This is a genomic window from Escherichia sp. KTE159 (assembly GCF_000408805.1).
GTDB classification, from domain to species: domain Bacteria; phylum Pseudomonadota; class Gammaproteobacteria; order Enterobacterales; family Enterobacteriaceae; genus Escherichia; species Escherichia marmotae.
Map to the genome: position 1 here is coordinate 549697 of NZ_KE137292.1, position 24933 is coordinate 574629.

Annotated in this window: 20 protein-coding genes; 13 read left to right on the forward strand and 7 right to left on the reverse strand. The window is 49.2% G+C overall.

Translation table 11 applies throughout. The features are described 5' to 3' along the window. The first annotated feature begins 197 nt into the window (after positions 1–197). The 9 genes from sucC to A31E_RS18735 all read left to right on the forward strand — a co-directional run bounded on the left by sucC (position 198) and on the right by A31E_RS18735 (position 11930). Entirely contained in the window at positions 198–1364 is a 1167-nt protein-coding gene (gene sucC, locus A31E_RS18775) for an ADP-forming succinate--CoA ligase subunit beta (protein ID WP_001048605.1), read from the forward strand. Beyond that, on the forward strand, positions 1364–2233 hold the full coding sequence (gene sucD / locus A31E_RS18770; RefSeq protein WP_001515996.1) for a succinate--CoA ligase subunit alpha: 870 nt from the start codon (positions 1364–1366) through the stop codon (positions 2231–2233). Before sucC ends, sucD begins: the two co-directional genes overlap by 1 nt. Before the next feature lie 783 nt (positions 2234–3016). Continuing rightward, positions 3017–4714: a urocanate hydratase gene (hutU, locus tag A31E_RS18765; RefSeq protein WP_016248482.1), complete on the forward strand. Its 1698-nt coding sequence runs from the start codon at positions 3017–3019 to the stop codon at positions 4712–4714. Positions 4715–4878: 164 nt separating this feature from the next. Then, a complete protein-coding gene (locus A31E_RS18760; RefSeq protein WP_016248483.1) occupies positions 4879–6288 on the forward strand; it encodes a cytosine permease in 1410 nt (469 codons plus the stop codon). 10 nt (positions 6289–6298) lie between these two features. Beyond that, on the forward strand, positions 6299–6880 hold the full coding sequence (locus A31E_RS18755) for a HutD/Ves family protein (protein ID WP_228944058.1): 582 nt from the start codon (positions 6299–6301) through the stop codon (positions 6878–6880). Further along, positions 6877–8088 (forward strand): imidazolonepropionase, encoded by a 1212-nt coding sequence (hutI, locus tag A31E_RS18750; RefSeq protein WP_016248485.1) that lies wholly within the window; start codon positions 6877–6879, stop codon positions 8086–8088. The genes A31E_RS18755 and hutI overlap by 4 nt, the downstream gene beginning before the upstream one ends. Beyond that, the gene (gene hutG / locus A31E_RS18745) at positions 8088–9053 is read left to right on the forward strand and encodes a formimidoylglutamase (RefSeq protein ID WP_000814581.1); all 966 of its coding nucleotides are present in this window, start codon (positions 8088–8090) and stop codon (positions 9051–9053) included. The genes hutI and hutG overlap by 1 nt, the downstream gene beginning before the upstream one ends. A 34-nt stretch (positions 9054–9087) precedes the next feature. Continuing rightward, positions 9088–10758 carry an HAL/PAL/TAL family ammonia-lyase gene (gene hutH, locus A31E_RS18740; RefSeq protein ID WP_016248486.1) on the forward strand — a complete coding sequence of 557 codons (1671 nt, stop codon included), beginning with the start codon at positions 9088–9090 and terminating at the stop codon, positions 10756–10758. A 266-nt stretch (positions 10759–11024) separates the two neighbouring features. Beyond that, positions 11025–11930 carry a LysR substrate-binding domain-containing protein gene (locus A31E_RS18735; protein WP_016248487.1) on the forward strand — a complete coding sequence of 302 codons (906 nt, stop codon included), beginning with the start codon at positions 11025–11027 and terminating at the stop codon, positions 11928–11930. A gap of 167 nt (positions 11931–12097) precedes the next feature. Here the strand turns inward: A31E_RS18735 and A31E_RS18730 are convergent, their stop codons facing one another. The 7 genes from A31E_RS18730 to glmS all read right to left on the reverse strand — a co-directional run bounded on the left by A31E_RS18730 (position 12098) and on the right by glmS (position 20265). Next, on the reverse strand, positions 12098–13750 hold the full coding sequence (locus A31E_RS18730; protein WP_016248488.1) for a class I fumarate hydratase: 1653 nt from the start codon (positions 13748–13750) through the stop codon (positions 12098–12100). A gap of 284 nt (positions 13751–14034) precedes the next feature. Next, entirely contained in the window at positions 14035–14352 is a 318-nt protein-coding gene (locus A31E_RS18725; RefSeq protein WP_000813902.1) for a DUF4387 domain-containing protein, read from the reverse strand. After that, a complete protein-coding gene (locus A31E_RS18720) occupies positions 14349–15719 on the reverse strand; it encodes an acyclic terpene utilization AtuA family protein (protein ID WP_000101359.1) in 1371 nt (456 codons plus the stop codon). Before A31E_RS18720 ends, A31E_RS18725 begins: the two co-directional genes overlap by 4 nt. 3 nt (positions 15720–15722) lie before the next feature. Next, positions 15723–16964 (reverse strand): methylaspartate ammonia-lyase, encoded by a 1242-nt coding sequence (locus tag A31E_RS18715; RefSeq protein WP_000695017.1) that lies wholly within the window; start codon positions 16962–16964, stop codon positions 15723–15725. After that, positions 16964–18409 (reverse strand): methylaspartate mutase subunit E, encoded by a 1446-nt coding sequence (locus tag A31E_RS18710; RefSeq protein ID WP_016248489.1) that lies wholly within the window; start codon positions 18407–18409, stop codon positions 16964–16966. Before A31E_RS18710 ends, A31E_RS18715 begins: the two co-directional genes overlap by 1 nt. Before the next feature lie 18 nt (positions 18410–18427). Next, positions 18428–19816, reverse strand: coding sequence for a methylaspartate mutase accessory protein GlmL (gene glmL / locus A31E_RS18705; protein WP_016248490.1), 1389 nt, complete (start codon positions 19814–19816; stop codon positions 18428–18430). Further along, positions 19816–20265, reverse strand: a complete 450-nt coding sequence (gene glmS / locus A31E_RS18700; RefSeq protein WP_000710399.1) for a methylaspartate mutase subunit S — start codon at positions 20263–20265, stop codon at positions 19816–19818. Before glmS ends, glmL begins: the two co-directional genes overlap by 1 nt. 1387 nt (positions 20266–21652) lie before the next feature. On the opposite strand from glmS, the gene cydA reads away from it, so the two are divergent. Genes cydA through ybgE form a run of 4 tightly spaced genes read left to right on the forward strand, consistent with a single transcriptional unit; the run spans position 21653 to position 24797 of the window. Continuing rightward, positions 21653–23221, forward strand: a complete 1569-nt coding sequence (gene cydA / locus A31E_RS18695; RefSeq protein ID WP_001516006.1) for a cytochrome ubiquinol oxidase subunit I — start codon at positions 21653–21655, stop codon at positions 23219–23221. A 15-nt stretch (positions 23222–23236) separates the two neighbouring features. Further along, entirely contained in the window at positions 23237–24376 is a 1140-nt protein-coding gene (gene cydB, locus A31E_RS18690) for a cytochrome d ubiquinol oxidase subunit II (protein ID WP_000568264.1), read from the forward strand. 14 nt (positions 24377–24390) lie between these two features. Beyond that, on the forward strand, positions 24391–24504 hold the full coding sequence (gene cydX / locus A31E_RS18685; RefSeq protein WP_000270283.1) for a cytochrome bd-I oxidase subunit CydX: 114 nt from the start codon (positions 24391–24393) through the stop codon (positions 24502–24504). Beyond that, the gene (gene ybgE, locus A31E_RS18680; protein ID WP_000034596.1) at positions 24504–24797 is read left to right on the forward strand and encodes a cyd operon protein YbgE; all 294 of its coding nucleotides are present in this window, start codon (positions 24504–24506) and stop codon (positions 24795–24797) included. Before cydX ends, ybgE begins: the two co-directional genes overlap by 1 nt. The last annotated feature ends 136 nt before the right edge of the window (positions 24798–24933 follow it).

Genomic DNA, 24933 nt, shown 5'->3' on the forward strand with positions numbered 1-24933 from the left:
AGGTCGGATAAGGCGCTCGCGCCGCATCCGACAAGCGATGCCTGATGCGACGCTTAACGCGTTTTATCAGGCCTATGGGTGACTCTGATGTAGGTCGGATAAGGCGTTATCGCCGCATCCGACAATACCCGGAAGCGATACGTCACATTCGGTCTACGGTTTAAAAGATAACGATTACTAAAGGATGGACAGAATACATGAACTTACATGAATATCAGGCAAAACAACTTTTTGCCCGCTATGGCTTACCAGCACCGGTGGGTTATGCCTGTACTACTCCGCGCGAAGCAGAAGAAGCCGCTTCAAAAATCGGTGCCGGTCCGTGGGTAGTGAAATGTCAGGTTCACGCTGGTGGCCGCGGTAAAGCGGGCGGTGTGAAAGTGGTAAACAGCAAAGAAGACATCCGTGCTTTTGCAGAAAACTGGCTGGGCAAGCGTCTGGTAACGTATCAAACAGACGCCAATGGACAACCGGTTAACCAGATTCTGGTTGAAGCGGCGACCGATATCGCGAAAGAGCTGTATCTTGGTGCCGTTGTTGACCGTAGCTCCCGTCGCGTGGTCTTTATGGCCTCCACTGAAGGTGGCGTGGAAATCGAAAAAGTGGCGGAAGAAACCCCGCACCTGATCCACAAAGTTGCGCTTGATCCGCTGACCGGCCCGATGCCGTATCAGGGACGCGAGCTGGCGTTCAAACTGGGTCTGGAAGGTAAACTGGTTCAACAGTTCACCAAAATTTTCATGGGCCTGGCGACCATTTTCCTGGAACGGGATCTGGCGCTGATCGAAATCAACCCGTTGGTTATCACCAAACAGGGCGATCTTATCTGCCTCGACGGCAAACTGGGCGCTGATGGTAACGCACTGTTCCGCCAGCCTGATCTGCGCGAAATGCGCGACCAGTCGCAGGAAGATCCGCGTGAAGCGCAGGCTGCACAGTGGGAACTGAACTACGTAGCGCTGGACGGCAACATCGGTTGTATGGTTAACGGCGCAGGCCTGGCGATGGGTACGATGGACATCGTTAAACTGCACGGCGGTGAACCGGCTAACTTCCTCGATGTTGGCGGTGGTGCAACCAAAGAACGCGTGACCGAAGCATTCAAAATCATCCTCTCTGACGAAAAAGTAAAAGCCGTTCTGGTTAACATCTTTGGCGGTATCGTTCGTTGCGACCTGATTGCTGACGGTATCATCGGCGCGGTAGCAGAAGTGGGTGTTAACGTCCCGGTTGTCGTACGTCTGGAAGGTAACAACGCCGAACTCGGCGCGAAGAAACTGGCTGACAGCGGCCTGAATATTATTGCAGCAAAAGGTCTGACGGATGCAGCTCAGCAGGTTGTTGCCGCAGTGGAGGGGAAATAATGTCCATTTTAATTGATAAAAACACCAAGGTTATCTGCCAGGGCTTTACCGGTAGCCAGGGGACTTTCCACTCTGAACAGGCCATTGCATACGGCACTAAAATGGTGGGCGGCGTAACTCCAGGTAAAGGCGGCACCACCCACCTTGGCCTGCCGGTGTTCAACACCGTGCGTGAAGCAGTAGCTGCCACTGGTGCCACTGCTTCTGTTATCTACGTACCAGCACCGTTCTGCAAAGACTCCATTCTGGAAGCCATCGACGCAGGCATTAAGCTTATCATCACCATCACTGAGGGCATCCCGACGCTGGATATGCTGACCGTGAAAGTGAAACTGGACGAAGCGGGCGTGCGCATGATTGGCCCGAACTGCCCGGGTGTAATCACTCCGGGTGAGTGTAAAATCGGTATCCAGCCGGGCCACATCCATCGCCCTGGTAAAGTGGGTATCGTTTCCCGTTCCGGTACGCTGACTTATGAAGCAGTTAAACAGACCACGGATTACGGTTTCGGTCAGTCTACCTGTGTCGGTATCGGCGGCGATCCGATCCCTGGCTCTAACTTTATCGACATTCTCGAAATGTTCGAAAAAGATCCGCAGACCGAAGCGATCGTGATGATCGGTGAGATCGGCGGTAGCGCCGAAGAAGAAGCGGCTGCGTACATCAAAGAGCACGTCACCAAGCCAGTTGTGGGTTACATTGCCGGTGTGACTGCGCCGAAAGGCAAACGTATGGGTCACGCAGGTGCAATCATTTCCGGTGGTAAAGGGACTGCGGATGAGAAATTTGCTGCCCTGGAAGCCGCAGGCGTGAAAACCGTTCGCAGCCTGGCTGACATCGGTGAAGCACTGAAAACTGTTCTGAAATAAATATCTGTAATAAGAAATAGCCCTCGCCGCGTCCCTCTACAGGAATGGCGAAGGGCTGTCGGTTTCGACATGGTTGGCCATCTTATGATGGCCTTTTTTATGCCTTAAACGTTAACCACGGTCGAAATCTGACTGCTGGTTGAATCAATCCTGTCTCCTGCGGGGCTTCGATAAGTGAATCAATATCGCTTATAAGCTACCACCGCTTCTTCTTGATGCCATTTTGTTGAAAATGAAAAATTATATTCTCCAGGGTTCATATTTTTTAATTTTATATGTTTGCCAGTTTTTTCAGTTAGGGTTTGTTATTTTAAGGATGATAAAAATAGAATATGTATTAATGATAACAAGACATGCTCTTATGCTTGAAAATTAATGGTTGTTTTTAAATGTCGCTATATATCAATGTATTATGCTCTTGATGCAACGCTGGTTTTTCGGCTATTACGTTAATGATTAGCTGTCGTGAATACGTTTTTGCGAATAATTAAATTACAGACATCTTGCAATCTCATCATATTCATATGTTCAAATGAGAAAATATTTTGCCAACAATATCACTTTTTCCAAAAGTTAAATTAAGCATATTGAATTCGCATACAAAGCGTTGGCAATTTTTTTGAATTTATATTCACGGTGAATATGCTATAGAAATTAAATTCACTAAATGAATTAATAATACGAAATTATAAACAGGAATTATATAAGCCGTTTCTGTATTCATTCGCTCATCTTTCTGGGCGATTACAGCATTTAATTTTATCCAGTAACAGGAGAAGATTCATGAGTAAGCCTTCAGATCCTCGTATTGATACCAGCCGCGTCATCCATGCGCCACAAGGTACTCAACTGCATTGCAAAAACTGGCAGATCGAAGCTGCCTATCGGATGTTGCAGAACAACCTTGATCCAGACGTGGCTGAAAATCCGCAACATCTGGTGGTGTACGGCGGTATTGGCCGCGCGGCACGTAACTGGGAGTGTTTCGACCAGATTCTGGAATCCCTGAAAAATCTGGAACCCGATGAGTCGCTGCTGGTTCAGTCCGGTAAACCCGTTGGTGTATTTAAAACCCATACTGACGCGCCACGTGTGTTGATCGCCAACTCTAACCTGGTGCCGCAATGGGCCAACTGGGATCACTTCAACGAACTCGATCGCAAAGGTCTGTTCATGTATGGACAGATGACCGCCGGTTCGTGGATCTACATTGGTAGCCAGGGCATTGTGCAGGGAACGTTTGAAACCTTTGTTGAGGCGGGGCGTCAGCACTACAACAATTCGCTAAGCGGAAAGTGGATCCTGACTGCGGGTCTGGGTGGCATGGGGGGAGCACAACCGCTGGCGGCGACTCTGGCAGGGGCATGTTCATTAAATATTGAGTGTCAGCAAAGTAGCATCGACTTCCGTCTGCGTACCCGTTATGTCGATAAACAGGCGAAAGATCTCGATGATGCACTGGCGCTGATTAAATACCACACCGAGCGCAAAGACGCCGTTTCTATCGCGCTACTGGGCAATGCGGCAGAAATTGTTCCTGAGCTGGTGAAACGTGCATGTCAGGGGGCGATCAAACCGGATCTGGTCACTGACCAGACGTCTGCCCACGATCTGATTAACGGCTATTTGCCGATGGGGTGGAGCGTAGAACAATGGCGTGCGGCACAACAAGATCCGCAACAACACGCCAGGCTGCAAAAAGACGCCGCACAAAGTTGTGTGGCGCATGTCCAGGGGATGCTGGACTTCCAGGCGATGGGTATTCCGGTTGTCGATTATGGCAACAATATCCGTCAGGTAGCCTTCAATGAAGGTCTGCAAAATGCCTTTGATTTCCCGGGCTTTGTCCCTGCTTATATTCGCCCAATGTTCTGTGAAGGCAAAGGCCCGTTCCGTTGGGTAGCGCTGTCTGGTGACCCGGAAGATATCTATAAGACTGATGCCAAAATTAAAGAGCTGTTCCCCAATAACGTGCTGACGCACCGCTGGCTGGATATGGCGCGCGAGCGTATTGCTTTCCAGGGCTTGCCTTCACGAATTTGCTGGCTGGGGATTGGCGAGCGTCACCTGGCGGGGCTGGCATTCAATGAAATGGTACGCAACGGTGAATTAAAAGCGCCGATTGTGATTGGTCGCGATCATCTTGATACCGGCTCTGTCGCCAGCCCGAACCGCGAAACCGAAAGTATGCTCGATGGCAGTGACGCGGTATCTGACTGGCCGTTGCTCAATGGTCTGCTCAACACGGCGGGCGGGGCAACGTGGGTGTCTCTGCATCATGGCGGCGGCGTTGGGATGGGATATTCCCAGCACGCCGGGATGGTCATTGTTGCTGATGGTAGCGAAGAAGCTGAAAAACGCCTGGCGCGTGTGCTGGTTAATGACTGTGCGTCAGGCGTTATGCGTCACGCTGATGCCGGTTATGAAGCCGCTATTGAATGTGCCAAAAATTATGGTCTGAAATTGCCGATGATTCGCTAAATATTAACGCTGTTATTTAATATTTGCGCTAATACAGGCGGAAAGTAATCCGCCTGTATAACAATAATTATCAAAAAATATTCATTACATCGTCGAAAGAAATATCTCTCGACCCTCTTTTGCTGTTTCAAAAAATGACCTCTCATTTTGCAGGAGACTTTTTCATGGAATCAAGCAGCCCTATCCGCAGTAAAAAACCGGTTTTAGAATCAAATACTATTAACGCCGTTCCTGAGTCCGCTCGCCATGGTGCGCCCTCCAGTCAGTTTACTTTATGGCTAAGTGCTAACTTACAAATTACCGCCGTGGTGGACGGCGCGTTAGCGATTATTTTTGGCTCTGAAGCCATGTCAGCAATTATTGGTTTATTAATCGGTAATATTATCGGCGGCGCGGTTATGGCATTGCACTCGTCACAGGGGGCAAAGCTGGGATTACCACAGATGATCTCCAGTCGTATCCGCTTTGGCGTCAAAGGGGCGGCGCTACCGTTACTGATGGTGATTATTATGTATCTCGGATTTGCCGCGACCGGTACGGTATTATCCGGCCAGGCGATTAACCGGATATTTGGTTTTGAGTCAGCATCGACCGGAATTATTATTTTCGGTATGCTTACCGCGATGATCGCATTGGTCGGTTATAAACTTATTCACGTCGTTGGCCGTGTTGCAGGGATATTAAGTATTCTGGGGTTTATTTACCTGGCCACTCAACTTAGCGGTCACTACGATGTGGCTGCGGCATTTGGTCAAAAGCCATTTATCTTATCGGTGTTCTTATTAACGATTGCGCTCTCAGCCGGATGGCAATTAACGTTTGCACCATACGCCTCTGATTATTCCCGCTATTTACCGGCTGATACCCCTGCAAAATCAATCTTCTTTGCCACCTTTCTGGGTACCACGCTTGGCGCGCAATGTGCCATGACCTTTGGCGTTCTTGTTGCTGCTTGCGGTGCTAACTTCCTGAAAGATCAGGTCGGTTTTATGGGCGAGTTAGCCGGGCCAACGTTTGCCATTCTGATTTATACGGTGATTGTTTGCGGCAAACTGACGGTTAACTGTTTGAATGCCTACGGCGGCTTTATGTCGATTCTGGCGACCGTCAGTGCCTTTAATAATCGCAGCCAGGTTTCACAGCGTGTTCGCGCTGCTTACGTTGTGGGCTTCGTGCTGTTGTCGATGGTCGTTGCGTTGGCGGCAAGCGCAGACTTTTTGAATAATTTCAAAAACTTTGTTCTGCTGCTGTTGACGGTATTTGTTCCGTGGAGCGCCATCAATCTCATCGACTACTACTTCATCTCACAAGGTAAAACCGATATTCCGGCACTCTATACCCCGGATGGACGCTATGGCGCGTATAACAAAACCGCGTTGGTTTGCTACGGAATTGGTGTGCTGGTGCAGATCCCCTTCCTGAATCAAAAACTGTATCAGGGGCCCATTTCTGTACTGATGGACGGAGCGGATATTTCCTGGATTATCGGTTTGTTAATGACTGCCGTTATCTATTACCCGTGGGCGAAACGCACCACCAGTGTCCCTGCCCAGACTATTTATCCCGAGTCGTAATATGGAACCAATGCTGATATCTGCAATGGATAAGCCCTTGCAACCGTGGCGCAACGGCGGGGGTTTTACGCGACAACTGCATGCCTGGCCTGATGATGAAAACTGGCTGTTACGCATCAGTATGGCCAATGTCAGCCAGGACGGTCCTTTTTCGGCGTGGCCAGGCGTGGTACGTGGTCTCGCGATCCTCGATGGGGAAGGGGTGAAACTGACGTTTGTCGATTCGATCATCAACCTGCAACGTCACGATCCCGCCTTAATTTTCCCAGGTGAAGCGATGCCGGATTGCCAGTTGCTGGGCGGGACTGTTCGCGATCTCAATGTCATGGCGCGGGAAGCTGATGTGGGGATGTTGCGGGTGCAAAGTGCCGTTGACTGGCTCCCTCCGTCACTCGCGCAAGCGGGGCTGTTCACGTTGTGTGACGGGGAGTGGATAAGCGGCGAGAAGAGGACGTTTGTAGCTACGAATACGCTGTTATGGCTGGCTCAGCCTGATGGCAAGCCCTGGCGTTTCGAACCACAGCAAAAAGTTTCTGCCGATGAACTGGCAGGCTGGTGGCTTTATTATTTACGAGGGGAAAAATCCTTATGAGTGCATTAACCCTCTGGCGAAATATCACGCTGGCGACGCTTTCCGCTAACGATTGGGGAGTGATTGAAAATGGTGCATTAATCAGCCGTGGCGACACTATTGTTTGGCTTGGCAAGGCCACGCAGATCCCTCGCGAACTGACGGCTGACATTACAGAGGAACACGACCTGCAGAGTAAGTTGCTGACACCCGGTCTGGTGGATTGCCATACGCATCTGGTGTATGGCGGCCAGCGGGCGAATGAGTTTGAGATGCGGCTGCAAGGCGTGGCTTATGAAGATATCGCCAGAGCGGGCGGCGGGATCTTATCTACCGTCAATGCCACGCGGGCGGCCAGCGAAACACAACTGTTTGAACTGGCGGCGCAGCGACTACAAAACTGGTTGCGTGAAGGCGTCAGTACGCTGGAAATAAAATCCGGTTATGGCTTGACGCTGGAAGATGAAGCGCGCTGTTTGCGCGTCATTCGCCGCTTACAGGAATCTACCGGGTTACGTATTCAGTCTACTTTTCTTGGGGCGCATAGTTTACCGCCAGAGTTTGCCGGACGCAGTGATGATTACATTACAGCACTTTGCGACTGGATGGGCGTCCTGCATGGACAGGGGTTGATTGATGCAGTTGATGCTTTTTGTGAAAACATCGCCTTTAGCCCAGACCAGGTACGGCGCGTTTTCAGTAAAGCGCAACACTATGGAGTGCCGGTAAAACTCCATGCCGAACAGCTTTCTGACCAGCAAGGTGCGGCGCTGGCAGCGGCGTTTTCTGCGCTGTCCTGCGATCATCTGGAATACCTTAGCGAATCGGGGATCGTTGCCATGAAAGCGGCCGGAACGGTGGCGGTTCTGCTCCCCGGGGCCTATTACTTCCTGCGCGAAACCCATCTACCGCCGATTGCCGCTTTGCGGGCAGCGGGCGTGCCAATTGCCATCTCCACGGACCATAACCCCGGAACGTCTCCCAATATGTCATTGCCATTGATGATCAATATGGCCTGTACGCTGTTCCGCATGACACCGCTGGAAGCCGTTCAGGGCGTTACGCGTAATGCGGCAAAGGCACTTGGACTTATTGATCGGGGGGAACTTGCGCCGGGGTTACGGGCGGATATGGCGGTCTGGGATCTAAATCATCCACGTGAACTGGCCTATTGGTTTGGGCACCAGCCTTGTCAGGGGCTGATTGTCGGTGGAAAAAGGAGTTGGTAATGAAGCAAACATTTTTGCCGTGGAGTGGGCGTGTTGACTCGCAGGAAACCGGCGTCAGCACTCGCTGGCATCAGCATGTGCAACCGTTTAGTGAACAAAGCCTTGGAGGCTGTACGCTGATAGGTTTTGCCGTTGATGACGGCGTACAACGTAACGGTGGGCGAACGGGCGCAGCAGGTGGGCCGGGTGCATTACGCAGCATATTGGGCAATATGCCGGTGCTCAATGAAGACGCTATTTTTGATATGGGCGATGTGCAAAGTGAGGAACAGGCGCTGGAATCCGCACAAAACTGTCTGGCGACAAACGTTGCCACGGTCATTGCGCGTAACAGTTTTCCGCTGGTTCTGGGCGGTGGTCATGAAGTGGCGTGGGGAACATTTCAGGGGATTATGCAGTCGCGCCCTGATATCCAGCGACTGCTGATTATCAACCTTGACGCGCATTTTGATTTACGGATGGCTGAAAAGGCCAATTCAGGTACGCCATTTCGCCAGATGCAGGAGTGGAACACGCAGCATGGCAAACCATTTAGTTATCGCGTGCTGGGAATAAGCCGTTTTGCCAATACTCAGGCGTTATTTGATCGCGCTGATAGCCTCGGCGTGCGTTATTGGCTGGACGAATCTCTGCAATTTGAAAGCGATTTGCATGAGGTTATTAATGCGCTCTCGGCAGATATTCAGGCGTGTGACGCTATTTATTTAACGATTTGTCTCGATGTCCTACCGGGGTATCAGGCTCCCGGCGTTTCTGCGCCATCACCGTTAGGTGTGCCGTTAAATATTACTGAAGCCATTGTGAATTTAATCGCCGGTAGCGAGAAGTTGATTGCTGCGGATATTGCCGAACTTAACCCGGAACTGGATCGCGATAATTTGACTGCGAAAGTTGCCGCTCGCCTGGTGACCAGCATTGTTCGGCGGGGGAAAAAGATAAGACAAATTAAGACGTTGTCGCAGTAACCCGTTGTTAAACTCATCATGATAAGGAAACACAATGAAAGGATTGATACGAAGAGTCACTGTCACCGTTGTGCTCTGGAGCGTTTGCTCCATCGCGATGGCAAAATCAACCATTACGCTGGATGGCGAACACCTCTCAATTGGCCAGGCCTGGTCAATTGCGTTAGGTGATAACGACGTCAAAATCGCGCCGAAAGCCATGGATCGCATGGAAAAAAGTTATGATTTGGTGATGACCGCCGCGCATTCTGGAACACCCGTTTACGGTTTAACCGTGGGCGTGGGGCTAAATAAAGATCAGCCCATATTTGATGCCAAAGGAAATTTAACGCCAGAGGTGATTGACGCGTCGAAAAAATTTAATGCTGCCGCGCTGCGCGCCCATTCTGCAGGCGTCGGCTCAATGTTACCGGATTATCTTGCTCGTCTCTCAATGGTATTACGTTTAAATACCATGCTGCATGGGCAAACCGGAGCGCAGCCTTATATTGCCGAACTGTATGCTGAATTTATTAATCGCGGCGTTACACCTTTAATTCCGGCGCGTGGAAGCATTGGCGCAGCAGATATTATGCTCGCATCACACGTTGGCCTGGTGATGATGGGGGAATGGAAAGCGCGGGTTAATGGCGTGGAAATGAGTGGTGGCGATGCGCTGGCGAAAGTGGGGCTTAAACCACTGGTGCCGCAGGGTAAAGATATGCTGGCGATTTTGTCGAACAACAGCGTTGGCACGGCGTATGCGATTGAAGCGGTACGGTCGGCACGCCAGTTGCTGAACGTCAGCCCGGTGGTTTTCGCTATGAGTCTGGAGGCGTTGAATGGTAACGTCGCGCCGGTACTGCCGCAGTCGATCGGCGTGCGTCCTTTCCCGCAGTTGGCTGATTCCGCGAAAGAGATCCGCGATGCGTTAATCGGTTCTTATTTATGGCATAAGGATGACAAACGCGCATTGCAGGATCCGTTATCGTTCAGAACAACGGTGTATACCCTTTCTGAGTCGGTACGTGCGCTACATGACGCAGAAGATATCATTACCGTGCAGATCAACAGTTCTGACGATAACCCGGCAACTGTGCTGAATGCTGATAAGGCGTACCAGGATTCCAGCCAGGTCGCGCAATATTTTGTTAAAGATGGCGCAATCAGCGGCGGGATTTTCCCGACGGCAAACTTCGAATCGTTACCTGTTGCGCTTGCCACCCAGCGTCTGACCGTGGCGTTAGTGCATGTTTCGCATAACAGTATGCGTCGCTCGCTGCACCTGGAAGATGATCACTTTACGGGTTTAACGCGCTTCCTGTCGGCACCCGGTAATAAAGGTCACGGCTTCGGTTCGCTGCATATTCCTTTTGTCGCGCTGCATGCAGAAAATGTTGATCTCGCCAATCCTGTTTCTTTCGATATTCAACCGGTTGCCGGAGGCATTGAAGATACCGGTGCCAATAACGACCATGCAGCCAGAAGACTGAAACAGGTGGTTGATAATTTGAACATTATTTATGGCATTGAATTGATGCATTCCGCGCAGGCAATCGATTTGCGGTTGCAAGCCGATCCACAACTGGCATTAGGTAAATCAACAAAAGCGATGTTTACCGCCTACAGAAAAGTCGTGCCATTTGTCGAGCAGGATCGCATCTTTACTCCGGATATTGCAGCATCGCAAAAATTCTTAGAAGGATATGCGATAAATCAAAAATAAAATCGGTGTTGGTTGTTTATCATAATATCCATAGATATGATAATTATCAGTTTAATAGTTTTTCTTAATATTGATTATAATAATCCGAAGGGCGTTTTGCTTTTCGGATTATTATTGCCTCATTAAGGTAATTGCCATACCGAACGTGCTGGGTTATAAATATCAATCATGATACTTATAAATTATTTATTGCTGCTTTGGTTACCATTACTTAGTAATAAGTAATGTATTTTTGATAGTTTAAACTATTTTTAAGGGACGGCATTATGAGAGGAAAAATACCCAAAACGGAATTGCTGGTGACTTTTGAGGTAGTCGCACGTCATGAAAGTTATACCAGAGCAGCAGAGGAGTTGGCGTTAACCCAAAGTGCAGTATTCAGACAAGTTAGCGCACTGGAAGAGTTTTTACATATATCATTATTTGCGCATTCTAAAAAAAGAATATTCCTTAATGATGCCGGTAAATATTATCTGGGAATTGTTAAAGAAACATTGAATAAACTGGAACGTGACACAAATACAATCATGACCTGGCAACCCACGGTTCAGGTTATTGAGCTTGCTGTCAATCCTACCTTCAGCACGCACTGGTTGATCCCCAATTTACGTGAGTTCAATAAATTGTATCCCGATATTATTGTCAATATCCACTCATTAGCCAATAACGGGGATTTTCTTAATCGGGAATACGATGCTGTCATTATGCGCGAAAATTTTTGCGCCCCCTGGTCGAAGGTAGAATATCTCTTTGAGGAAGAGATTCTGCCAGTATGCAGCGGCAGTTTGCTTTCACTGCCCGATCAAAAGCTGTCCGTTGCAGAACTACTTAGTGAGCTACCTCTTCTGCATCAGAGCACCCGTATTACTGGCTGGGAAGAGTGGTTTGCGCTATCGGGCGTTAGCAGTCCGCTGGTCAATAATGGGCCGCGTTTCGATTTGCTTTCGATGCTGATTGCCGCCGTGCGCTCTAATCTCGGCGTGGCATTACTGCCGCGGTTCGCTATCCAACACGATTTAGATAGTGGTGATATGGTGATCCCGTGCGATGTGCCCATTCTTACCGGTAATCGCTTCATTATGACGTGGCGGGAAGAGAATGCTGAATATCCGCACTTGCAGGTCTTTCGTGAGTGGTTGCTGGCAAAATCGGTGGTGCCGGAGGAGATGTAAACCTACGCCTGGCGAAATGCCAGGCGCAGATATTAACCGTCGAGACCTGGTTGTGCCTGACGGGGCAATTTTGCAGTGAGGCGTTCACCTCTTCAGTATCCAGAAAATGGTAAGCCAGCATAAAGATCAGCTCACCCAGCACGACTAAAGCGTAACATTCACTTTCATTAATGCCCCGCAGGGCAACTGGCACAGCGGTGTTGCTGCTCAAACTGGCTAAAGAAATTATTGCCTTTATCATCCACCAGAATGAATGCGGGCAGATTTTCAACTTCCATCATCCACACGGCTTCCATGCCCAGCTCCGGGTATTCCAGACAGCGAAGGCTTTTGACATATTCTTGCGCCAGTAACGCCGCCGCACCGCCAATACTTCCCAGATTAAAGCCGCCATGTTTGTGACAGGCATCGGTGACCTGCTGGCTGCGGTTGCCTTTCGACAACATGACCAGACTGCCGCCCGCTGCCTGAAAGGTATCGACATAACCGTCCATTCGACCGCCAGTGGTTGGCCCCAATGAACCGCAGGCCATGTTTTCTGGTGTTTTCGCCGGCCCTGCGTAATAGACAACATGATGTTTCAGGTAATCCGGCATCGGTTCACCGTTATCCAGTCGCTCTTTAATTTTTGCGTGGGCGATATCGCGCGCCACCACGATTGGCCCACTTAACGACACGCGGGTGCCGACCGGTAACGTGGCGAGATCTTGCATCACGTCACGCAATGGACGATTCAGATCGAGATGCACATGATGCGTGCGATTTTCTTCCCGCATTGATACAGGAATATATTGCCCCGGATTATGTTCGAGTTTTTCCAGCCAGATACCGTGTTTGTTAATTTTGGCCTTAATATTGCGATCGGCGGAACAGGAGAGCGCCATGGCAATTGGGCAGGAGCCGCCGTGGCGTGGCAGACGAATAACACGAATATCATGAGCGAAATATTTGCCACCAAACTGAGCACCAATACCAAATTGCTGGCTGGCGTCGAGCAATGTTTTTTCCAGTTCAACATCGCGGAATGCTTGTCCCTGCTCGTTTCCGCTGGTGGGCAGATTATCGTAGTATTTCGTTGAAGCCAGTTTGGCGACTTTTAACGCTTGATCGGCAGAAAGTCCTCCGACGACAAAGGCGATATGGTAGGGCGGACAGGCGGCGGTGCCCAGCGATTTCATTTTTTCAATTAAAAATGCGGTCAGTTTTTCCGGTTGCAGGAGAGATTTTGTTTCCTGATAAAGCGCGGCTTTATTGGCGGAGCCTCCCCCTTTATTAACACACAGAAAATGGTATTCGTCGCCGGGTACGGCGCTGATATCAATCTGCGCCGGGAGATTGGTTTGGGTATTCATCTCGGTATACATATCCAGTGGCGCATTTTGCGAAAAACGCAGATTATTTTCCTGGAAAGTGCTGTAAATACCTTTGCTCAGGGCTTCAGCATCATTGCACCCGGTCCAGATATGTTGTCCCTTGCTGGCAACAATCGTTGCTGTGCCTGTGTCCTGACAGTTGGGTAATATTCCCTTTGCCGAGACCTCTGCATTTCGCAGTAACTGCAAGGCCACGTATTTGTCATTACTGCTGGCTTGCGGATCGTTAAGAATGCTGGCGACCTGTTGCAAATGAGCAGAGCGTAAGAAAAAAGAGGCTTCATAAAATGCCTGTCGGGCAAGCAACGTTAACGCGTCAGGGGCGACTTTTATTACGTCTTCACCGTCTAACTTCGTTACCATAATATGTTGATCGCTAATTAATTTATATTCTGTACCGTCTTTATCTTGCAAAAACGGATCCTGCCAGACGAATGGTTTAGACATGATCTCTTCTCACGTTGTGGTTATTTTTACCGAATGCTAAGACAGGCCATTTTTCCAGCAGGAGCTGGATGTTTATATCACGTTGTCATTCGGTATTTACTTAAGCATTTTTTGTTTAATTACGTGTGATTTTTAGAGGGACGTAGTTCACCCGTTATTTAAGATGTGATAATACCAGCATGCTTCGCAATTTATTTTATTGATATATTTAGATAAATGTACCTGTCATGAATAAATCTGTGCAGGTACATTTATGAGGTTGATAATCTAAACAATATTAATTATTAAATATCAAAATGAATACTTAATAAAGGTGCGTGTTGCTGTGCACCATAAACATCACTATCACCCACATTTCCGGAGATAATATCTCGTGGCATGACGATTTTTACTGCATTAGAAGGATCAAACCAGACAATACGATGAATAAATTCAGGTTCAACATGATATAAGCCAGCCACCAGTTCTGGGGTTAATTGCCCAGATGATTTAACTCGCTCATAGTTTTCTTTCGTTTTAAATAAAATATCTAAAACCAGTTCATAGGGTCCGGCGTTTTTGGAGCGGATCACCTGCGCCAGTGAACGAATTGACTGTTTCATGCCTGAACTCCTTCCGGCGTCACCTGTTCGATGTGGAAATCAAAACGCAGTGCGTCGTTGGCTTCAATCAGGTGATAGATCGAGAACTCATATACCGGCCCAGCCTGTACATCTGAGGGCGAGAACGGGAAGGCGAGGTTACCTGCGGTAGCGATGCGATTTTCATAGCCATAGTGCAACATGGTTGAACGCACCAGCGAGCAAACGCTATTGGCAATCTCCTGAGTTGGCGCGACGACATCCAGCAGGATCCCCAGTTCGTGTCCGGCAGTTTGCGTGGGTTCATGAGCACCCATGACGCCATTTTTTCCGTACAGGTGGAATGTAATGCGGATGCTGTCATCGTCCAGCGAAAGGTTACTCGCTACGCTTGCTTTCACTTCTTCGATAATTTTGTCGATCCCGGCAATCATAATAGGATCGCGGGTCCCGGCAATGGTCAGGCAGCGGAAGCCAACCCGACGGGCGCCTTCCAGTTTCAGGGCATACGGCGTTTCTTCATGTTTTGAACCGCTGACATACACTTCGCCATCATTGACCGCTTTAAATGTACAGCTCTTTAGATTCAGTACGCCGCCAGGTCCAGGCAGGAAGTACGGATCAGATTTCTCATACAACGTATGCGCGGCGGCGGACGTTTCGGTAAATTTACGCTGTGGATTAAATGTCTTCAGCGTAAAGCCGTTGTCGTCAATGATACCCATTGCACAGTCTGAACCGGAGCCAGGCGTTGCGGCAATGGCCGCGCACTCAAGGATTTTCCCGCAGTGCAGCGCCAGCCCTTCGTCAAACCCCTGCATGATAGGCAGTGCGGCAAAGCAGGCAGGGTCGTAAGCGCGCCCACCCAGAACCACCTGAGCGCCTGCTTTCAGCGCCCGCTGGAAAGGCTCGATCCCCATTTGCGCCACAATGTAGGTACTTTCGTCGATTGCTTCATGGGTTAATGCCGGGACAAAATCCAGCGCCGTGATTTTGCCATTATCCAGCGCTTCGTGGACGAGTGCTTTGTCGACGTCAGCAGGAATCAGCGCCATCGAGAACGAGAGTTTTTCTTCTTGCGCAATTTCATGAATAATTTCACGGCACCACTCCAGATGTGGGGCCGCGCCGGAGCCGCCTGCCGTACCGATTACCACCGGAATGTTGTTCTTCACGCCAGCGGTTATCATGTAACGCAGGTCGCGTTTGACGCCCGCCCGGTCGGTAAAGGCTTTACCCGCCCCCAGGTAATGGGGACCTGGGTCAGATGAACCGGCGTCAACGGCGATCAGATCCGGAGATTCTTCCATCGCCTTATTAAAACTTTCTTCCGGGAAACCATAACCAAGAATGGCTGTTGGCGATAACACTTTGAATTTACGAGCCATCTGTTATCCCTTAGCCTGCAACAGTGCGATAGTACGATTCATTTCGTTGAAGACGATGTTGAGGCCTTCGTCGAAACCCATCCCTGGCTTGACCAGCATACGCATTGGGCGTGCGGCCAGCGCAACGTGCACACAGGTGCGGGCGCTGATCTCTGTTTCGTTGCAGGTGCCGCCCTGGTAGGCTTCCATCCCGTGTTTGTTGCAATACAACACTGCGTCAACGATGTTATGAACACCGCCAAGATCCGGCGTTTTAATTTGCACCATATGACAACTGCCTGCATCGGTGAAATCAACGATATCCTGGTAGGTGTTACACCACTCGTCAGCGACAATTTTCACGCCGGAACCGAGGCGCGTCAGCTCTTTGGTGATGGCGGTTAACAAGCGAATTTGATCAGGTTTATTACCGGCATCGACAGGACCTTCAATGTACAGTGGCAAACCTTGTGCTTCGTCTTCCAGACTGGCGATGTATTGGGCGCAGCGCACCGGATCCATATCGAAGATCAGACCGATAGTGCCGTAAACGTCAATGTGCAGGGTAGGGCGATAGCGTGCGCTGGTGCGTTTGCCCAAAATGCGATCCGCCAGCCAACGGATATATTCGCGTAGTTTTTCACCTTTATAGCCCAGCTTCTCTTCAACGTTATTAATCAATGCATGTGGCAGGACATCGACGCCTTTAAGGATCATTTTATCCACAGCGATGTAACGGTCGTCACCGCTTTGACCAAATAACGGAATGGATTCCGCTACGCAGGGTAATTGCCATTCGGCACAAACGACCTCGGTTTTCAGGCGACCGGTTGCCAGCGCGGTGGCGTCAAGTAATGCCTGCGATAAACCATAACGCACGGCAGTGTGCAGCAGGTTGCCGTCAATACGCAGTTTGTCGAAGAAACGGGCATTCGGCAGGAATGCGTCCACATCGCGACCTTCCAGCAAAGGTTTGATATGCGTGTTGAGGAACGGAATAAAGTGTTCAGCAAGGAATAGTGGATCGCGGCCACCGGCTCCGGAGTATTGAACAGCAGCACAGTCACCGACGGCGACGGCACCGTTTTCCAGAATCAACTGAACTGAAACGCACTCCCCGGCCTGGCGCACAGCGCTAAAACCGGGCGTTACTGGCTCCCCGGTATAAAAAAAGCCGTCATGACCCGCTCCGTTTTTTATCGCCTGCTGGTCGTCGAAATAGAACGATGAGTAACCAGCGGTGAAAAGGGCCTGTTTTATTTTCATTATGGTCTTCCTATTAATTTGCTGTGGGATACGGCATTGATGTCATCTACAACCATCTGGAATGTCGGTTGGCGTCCTTCAACGCGTGCGCGTTCGGCAACGTAATCGTGGTGGAGGTCAAGAATCTCTTTTGGCAGAGGAACGGCTCCGGCTTCAAGTACGCGGATAGCCCCGGTGTTGTCACGAACCGGAAGAAGTTTGCCCGCGTTGCAGGCGGCTGGCGCAAAGGGTACATCCAGTACACCCGCTTCAAAAGCCAGCACTGTACCGCACGCGATATCACCATTGCCCAGTTCGAACACTTTATTCAGGACGGCACGAACTTCACTTTTAATCAGCTCAATTTCCAGTTCAACCACAGGGCATGGCGGGAATTTTTGATCGCTGACCATATTGAGCATTTGACGGGAGGCTTTCAGCCCCTGCACGTTGGCGGCGGCGGTAGGTATACCCCATGCTTCATGTGGGCTTTTGGTGATAACTTTAGTTGCGCCCGACATGCCTGCTACCGCCGCGCCCCAGGAGATAATGGCGAACGCTTTCGATTCGTCTTCCGGAAAACCGCCCATCCACTGGTGGAACACCGTACTTAACTCGTAGTCCGTATAACCATTGTTTTGGAAGTATTCGTGCGCGAGTTCACGTAGAGACCGGATCGCCGCAATATCTTGTGTCAGGCAGCCGACCTGGCCATAACCAACAGTGATAGATTTTACGCCTTGTTCCAACGCCAACAGGCCCTCGATAATCGCAACAGAGTGCGAGATAAATGGCGGGATCAGCGTTCCAGTCAGTGGGCCAAATGGTTCGCGGTTGATACGAATGCCATGTTCTTCATACAACCCCATTAAGCGGTCGCAGTACTGCCAGTCGCGGATAGATTTTTCCAGCGTTACACGTTTGGCATACGGAATATTGTAGGAAATGCCGCCGCCTTCATAACTGGTGAAGCCACTGGCCATTGAGATTTCAGCCAGCAGGCGCGCATCTGGCGTGCCGTGGCGGATCTGTAACGGTTTTTGCAGGGTTTCGGTCAGACGGCGGCACGCTGCGACACCGTGGTTAACCACCGGTAAACCGTTCAGTTTAGATGTTCCGGCTTCGATGGACTTCTTAATGCCCACCGCCGCTTCTTCGTAACGATTCAGACGGGTGTAGGCATCAATGGTGCTCGGCAGCAGATCGCACTCTTCTTGTAGTGTTTTCAGTAGTTCAATGTGTTCGTCCATCAGCGCCACGCCAGCGCGCGGCTGGCTAAGTGTTTTACCTTCCAGGTCTGCTTTCAGCAGGGCAAGGGAGAAGCGTTTATGTTCAGGAATGGTTTGTTGGTATTTAACGCCATCTTCGAATTTTTCAACGTCCTTGCCAGTTTCCCAGGTTTTCAGTACCTGTTGCCGCTCGGCCATGAATTCGTCATGGGTTAATTTCTTGTTTCGAAGTTCCATTGGTTGCTGCCTTAATTGTTATAGGGTTAAGCATTGAATACTGGTGAGCGCAGCGGCTTGCGGGTCTACTCTGGCGACGTTTGCCAGCAGTGGAAATAGCCCCTGTGAATCACGGTAATATTCAAATTGAGTCGGTAAGAGAATGCGTTTGCCGTCGTCGTTTAACTCGCGGTACTTCAGCCAGTGATGAATATCAAACTGGCTGGCGCGCGACAGCCATCCACCGGAGCCGATGACTTTGTGCACGGTGGTAAGGTCGCGTCCCATTTGTAAATCAACATTACCGACGCAGGTGCAGACTTCTTTTTTGGTGCCCGCATGACGTTCTGTGGCGTAACCCACGCACAGCCCGGCCAGCACAGCATCGAAATATTTTTCTTCTGTGTTAGTGGGTAAGTATTCGGGATGAGCGGCCAAATGACGAAGGTAATGATAAAAAGCCTCCTGCTGCACGGGTTGTTGAGCAAAGATCATATTGACTAAGTCTTTTGCGTTTTCACCAACCACCGCCGCCGAGACGCGCATCCCCAGATCGCCTTCTACGGTTCGTTTTATGAATGGTTCTGGTACGCCGTGCAAAACGGTATCTGGCGCGAGATGATTAATGCAGGCGGAATAGACGTCGGTGGTTGCGCCGCCCATGTCGAGAAGAATGAACTCTTTCCAGTGACTATTTACATTGCTGATGGCCTTTACCAACTCATAGACCGTCCACGGTGTCGGCATCGGTTCTTCGCCCGTTTCATCAACAATGACATCCAGTCCTTTTCCTTTAACAATACGTTTGAGAAAAATGTCGCAGATGGCCTGACGCGCGGCCAAAGGGGTTGGATGGTCAAGGTCAGGCAGGACGTTATCGACGATAGTCAGCTCTTTATGCCCAAGGATGGCTTGCACTTCATCCTGAATATCCCTGTTTCCGGCATAAATAATGGCGCAGTCGAGTTTTGATTCTGCCAGCACGCGGGCGTTATTCAGTCCGTAACTTTCTTCACCGCCGTCGGTGCCGCCGGTGAACAACAGGATGTCTGGCGGTGTCTCTTCCAGCGCCTGAATATCACGGCGGTTCAGCTTGTAGGCGTAATATTGCGTGATTTTAGCGCCAGCAGAGTGAGCGGTTACTTTCGCAGTTTCCAGGGTGATAGAAGGCACTAACCCCATTGCAGCGACCGCCAGTCCCCCTTTGGCTGAGGAGGAATACTTCAATGCAACCTCACCGCAGTTTAACAGGGGGAGGGCATTATCTACGTTTAACACCTGGTTCAGGCTGGAGAAAAAACCTTCCGCCAGATGGTGCGTGGTGGTTGGAGTCAGAACGTGGTTAACCAACGTTAACGCGTCCCCCTCCCGAGTGAAGAGGGCTGCTTTGGTCCACGTCGATCCAATATCGACAGAGACAATTTGCATCAGATTGCCTCTTCGAGAATGTGTATTTCTACGCCATGACGTTGGTTGATATCGTTGGTCATCAGTTGGCAGACATCTTCTAAGTCATGGCTGGGTGCGAAGACGCGATCAAAACCCATTTCTTTGAATTTGATTTCCACGTCAGCGAAGTCATGTTTACCCACCACCAGGTTACCGCCCACATAAAGCAGAATGTCACCCAGCCCGCGCTCGATGCAGCGTTCACGCATGCCCAGACAGTCGATATCGCCATGACCATAGATAGAGGAAACCACAATCGCGTTAGCGCCAGTTTCAATGGCGGCATCAATATATTCGTCCTGGCTGACCATAACGCCCAGATTAATGACCCTGAAGTCATGGGTGGTAAAAACACGATCCAGAACTTTATTGCCTACTGCATGGCAGTCAGCGCCAATAACGCCAATCACAAGTGTTGCTTTCTTCATGGGTAATCCTTTGTAAGACAGAGAGTAAAATAAGTTACACACGTTGTATTTATGGCCATACATAACGGCACATGCTTAATATCACTGGAGTTTCTTTGCCCAGTCATTAGGATGCAATTGATCTATTTTCAAAATATCTTTCGTAAAATGCTTGTTTATAATGTGTGTTTAAATAGGTGAGAAAATTCAATGCGTTGCGATGCCTTGCGCCATTGATTTTAATTTTTTTTAAATTCTATTGATCTAATATGTTGATATAATTGTGATCAACATCTAATTTGCATTTTGGGCACACTTTTAACCCCTATAAAGGCAATTAAAAAAGTTTGATGTATGTATTCAATACTATTCGCTTCTGGCTTAACGCAGAATTGTAAAAATAATGTTGTAAGTAACAAGTAGTTAATATCCTGCACAGGTTTATGCCATTCGTTGGAGCTAATCAACTTTACGCCATAGGAGTATTTTTTAGAGGCAGGGTAACGTATTGTTCGAAGGAATCTGGAGTTTTATAACACTCACTTACAATCCCACTTCGTTGTTTCGTGTTACTGTTAAATGAATAACAATATTCTATATATAACAGCCTGCGGTAGACTTACTTGCTGAATTACCTGCTATTTTTCTTAATTGTTAATTGCTGAATTAATCGTAGAGGACAAGAGCGGGAAAATACCTATACCCTATAATTTCGCTTAAAAAATTTTCGTCCCGCCTGACTATACCCAATACATCTATCCCTGTAAGTGATTATTACCAGAGAAACAATAAAATAATGGACTCATAGGAATGTGCTCATAAAGACAACAATCGATTAACTTTGATAAAAATATGTTATGTAAAATGGCAACAAATTGGCTACTCTAACTAATTAGTATTATAAAAAGTCGATAAAGCAGCTCTGTTAAATAAAATACTGGTTTTTTATCTATATCTCTCCATTGCGATAATAATTATGCATTTATGGTTTACAATGTGTTAACAATAAAATTACCAACAATCTCTAATTCACACATGATTAACATATCTGATTGATTTTGATATAAATCAATTTTTAATCCTTGAAAAAAATCTGCAAAACACGATAAATTGTCGTAGATCAAATTGGTGAGATGGTGACAATTTCGCTATAAATTGATCACTGTCGAAAAATGCAAATTTGTTCAATAAAAACCTGTTTATTGTAAGGATTTTGCGGCGTAATATAATTGCGGGATCAATTTGGTTTATTCATTAACATGTTTGTAACTTTTTATCATTGTCTTTTCCTCTTTTGATGAAATGGCAACGATAGGGGCGAGCAAATAATTTTGTATTGGGGCATGCGTGTGACCCTTTCTAACGGGGTTCACTCTCGGAGTCTTCATGCGATGAGCAAGGAGTCATGATGTTAGATATAGTCGAACTGTCGCGCTTACAGTTTGCCTTGACCGCGATGTACCACTTCCTTTTTGTGCCACTGACGCTCGGTATGGCGTTCCTGCTGGCCATCATGGAAACGGTCTACGTCCTTTCCGGCAAACAGATTTATAAAGATATGACAAAGTTCTGGGGCAAGTTGTTTGGTATCAACTTTGCTCTGGGTGTGGCAACCGGTTTAACCATGGAGTTCCAGTTCGGGACTAACTGGTCTTATTATTCTCACTATGTAGGGGATATCTTCGGTGCGCCGCTGGCAATCGAAGGTCTGATGGCCTTCTTCCTCGAATCCACCTTTGTAGGTCTGTTCTTCTTCGGTTGGGATCGTCTGGGTAAAGTTCAGCATATGTGTGTCACCTGGCTGGTGGCGCTCGGTTCAAACCTGTCCGCACTGTGGATTCTGGTTGCGAACGGCTGGATGCAAAACCCAATCGCGTCCGATTTCAATTTCGAAACTATGCGTATGGAGATGGTGAGCTTCTCCGAGCTGGTGCTTAACCCGGTTGCTCAGGTGAAATTCGTTCACACTGTTGCGTCTGGTTATGTGACTGGCGCGATGTTCATCCTCGGTATCAGCGCATGGTATATGCTGAAAGGCCGTGACTTCGCCTTCGCAAAACGCTCCTTTGCTATCGCTGCAAGCTTCGGTATGGCTGCTGTTCTGTCCGTTATTGTTCTGGGTGATGAATCCGGTTACGAAATGGGTGACGTGCAGAAAACCAAACTGGCTGCTATTGAAGCCGAGTGGGAAACTCAACCTGCGCCTGCTGCCTTTACTCTGTTCGGTATTCCTGATCAGGAAGAGCAGACGAACAAATTTGCAATCCAGATCCCTTATGCGCTGGGTATCATCGCTACACGTTCTGTGGATACGCCGGTTATCGGCCTGAAAGAGCTGATGGTGCAGCACGAAGAACGTATCCGTAACGGGATGAAAGCGTACTCTCTGCTTGAGCAACTGCGTTCTGGTTCTACCGACCAGGCTGTACGCGATCAGTTCAATAGCATGAAGAAAGATCTCGGTTATGGTCTGCTGCTGAAACGCTATACGCCGAATGTGGCGGATGCGACTGAAGCGCAGATTCAACAGGCAACCAAAGACTCTATTCCACGTGTAGCACCGCTGTACTTCGCGTTCCGCATCATGGTGGCGTGTGGCTTCCTGCTGCTGGCAATTATCGCGCTCTCCTTCTGGAGCGTAATCCGCAACCGTATCGGTGAGAAAAAATGGCTGCTGCGCGCCGCGCTGTACGGTATTCCGCTGCCGTGGATCGCTGTAGAAGCGGGCTGGTTTGTTGCCGAATATGGTCGTCAACCGTGGGCTATCGGTGAGGTGCTGCCTACCGCAGTGGCGAACTCGTCGCTGACTGCAGGCGATCTCATCTTCTCTATGGTTCTGATTTGCGGCCTGTATACCCTGTTCCTGGTGGCAGAAATGTTCTTAATGTTCAAGTTTGCACGCCTCGGCCCAAGCAGCCTGAAAACCGGTCGCTATCACTTTGAGCAGTCTTCCACGACTACTCAGCCGGCACGCTAAGACAGGAGTCGTCAAATGATCGATTATGAAGTATTGCGTTTTATCTGGTGGCTGCTGGTTGGCATTCTGCTGATTGGTTTTGCAGTCACTGACGGTTTCGACATGGGGGTGGGCATGCTCACCCGTTTCCTCGGTCGTAACGACACCGAGCGTCGAATTATGATTAACTCCATCGCCCCACACTGGGACGGTAACCAGGTTTGGCTGATCACTGCAGGCGGCGCATTATTTGCTGCCTGGCCGATGGTCTATGCCGCTGCGTTTTCCGGCTTCTATGTCGCGATGATCCTCGTGCTGGCATCTTTGTTCTTCCGTCCGGTCGGTTTTGATTACCGTTCCAAGATTGAAGAAACCCGCTGGCGTAACATGTGGGACTGGGGCATCTTCATTGGTAGCTTCGTTCCGCCGCTGGTGATTGGCGTGGCGTTCGGTAACCTGTTGCAGGGTGTACCGTTCAATGTTGATGAATATCTCCGTCTGTACTACACCGGTAACTTCTTCCAACTGCTCAATCCGTTCGGCCTGCTGGCTGGTGTGGTAAGCGTCGGGATGATCATCACTCAGGGTGCAACCTATCTGCAAATGCGCACCGTTGGTGAACTGCACCTGCGTACCCGTGCAACGGCTCAGGTGGCGGCGCTGGTAACGCTGGTGTGCTTCGCACTGGCTGGCGTATGGGTGATGTACGGTATCGACGGTTATGTTGTGAAGTCGACAATGGACCATTACGCAGCATCTAACCCGCTGAATAAAGAAGTGGTTCGTGAAGCTGGTGCATGGCTGGTGAACTTCAACAACACGCCAATTCTGTGGGCTATTCCGGCTCTGGGGGTGGTTCTACCACTGCTGACTATCCTGACTGCGCGTATGGATAAAGCCGCGTGGGCGTTTGTGTTCTCTTCTCTGACACTGGCCTGCATCATTCTGACTGCGGGTATTGCAATGTTCCCGTTTGTAATGCCGTCCAGCACCATGATGAATGCAAGTCTGACAATGTGGGATGCGACTTCCAGCCAACTGACGCTTAACGTCATGACCTGGGTTGCGGTGGTTCTGGTGCCGATCATTCTGCTCTACACCGCCTGGTGTTACTGGAAAATGTTCGGACGTATCACCAAAGAAGATATTGAACGTAACACCCACTCTTTGTACTAAGTAAGGAGCTAAAAATGTGGTATTTCGCATGGATTCTGGGAACGCTTCTTGCCTGTTCATTTGGGGTAATTACCGCGCTGGCGCTTGAGCACGTCGAATCAGGCAAAGCCGGTCAAGAAGACAGTTGATGAGTAAGATTATCGCAACCTTGTATGCGGTAATGGACAAGCGCCCTCTGAGGGCGCTTTCCTTCGTGATGGCGCTTCTGTTAGCAGGATGTATGTTTTGGGACCCATCACGTTTTGCCGCGAAGACCAGTGAGCTGGAAATCTGGCATGGATTATTGCTGATGTGGGCCGTCTGCGCAGGCGTTATTCACGGCGTGGGGTTTCGTCCGCAGAAGGTTCTTTGGAAAGGGATTTTTTGCCCATTGCTTGCTGATCTTGTTCTCATTGTAGGGCTGATTTTCTTCTTCTTTTAAATCAGAATTCTCTTTAAAAATTTATGGGCCGTTGAGGGTCCATAAATTTTTACGCTCCCTTAACTTACCCTCATTCCCAAACCTCAATCGCACGCGTATAGTAGCAGCGTTTAAAAGTTCTAACTTTTGTTGCATT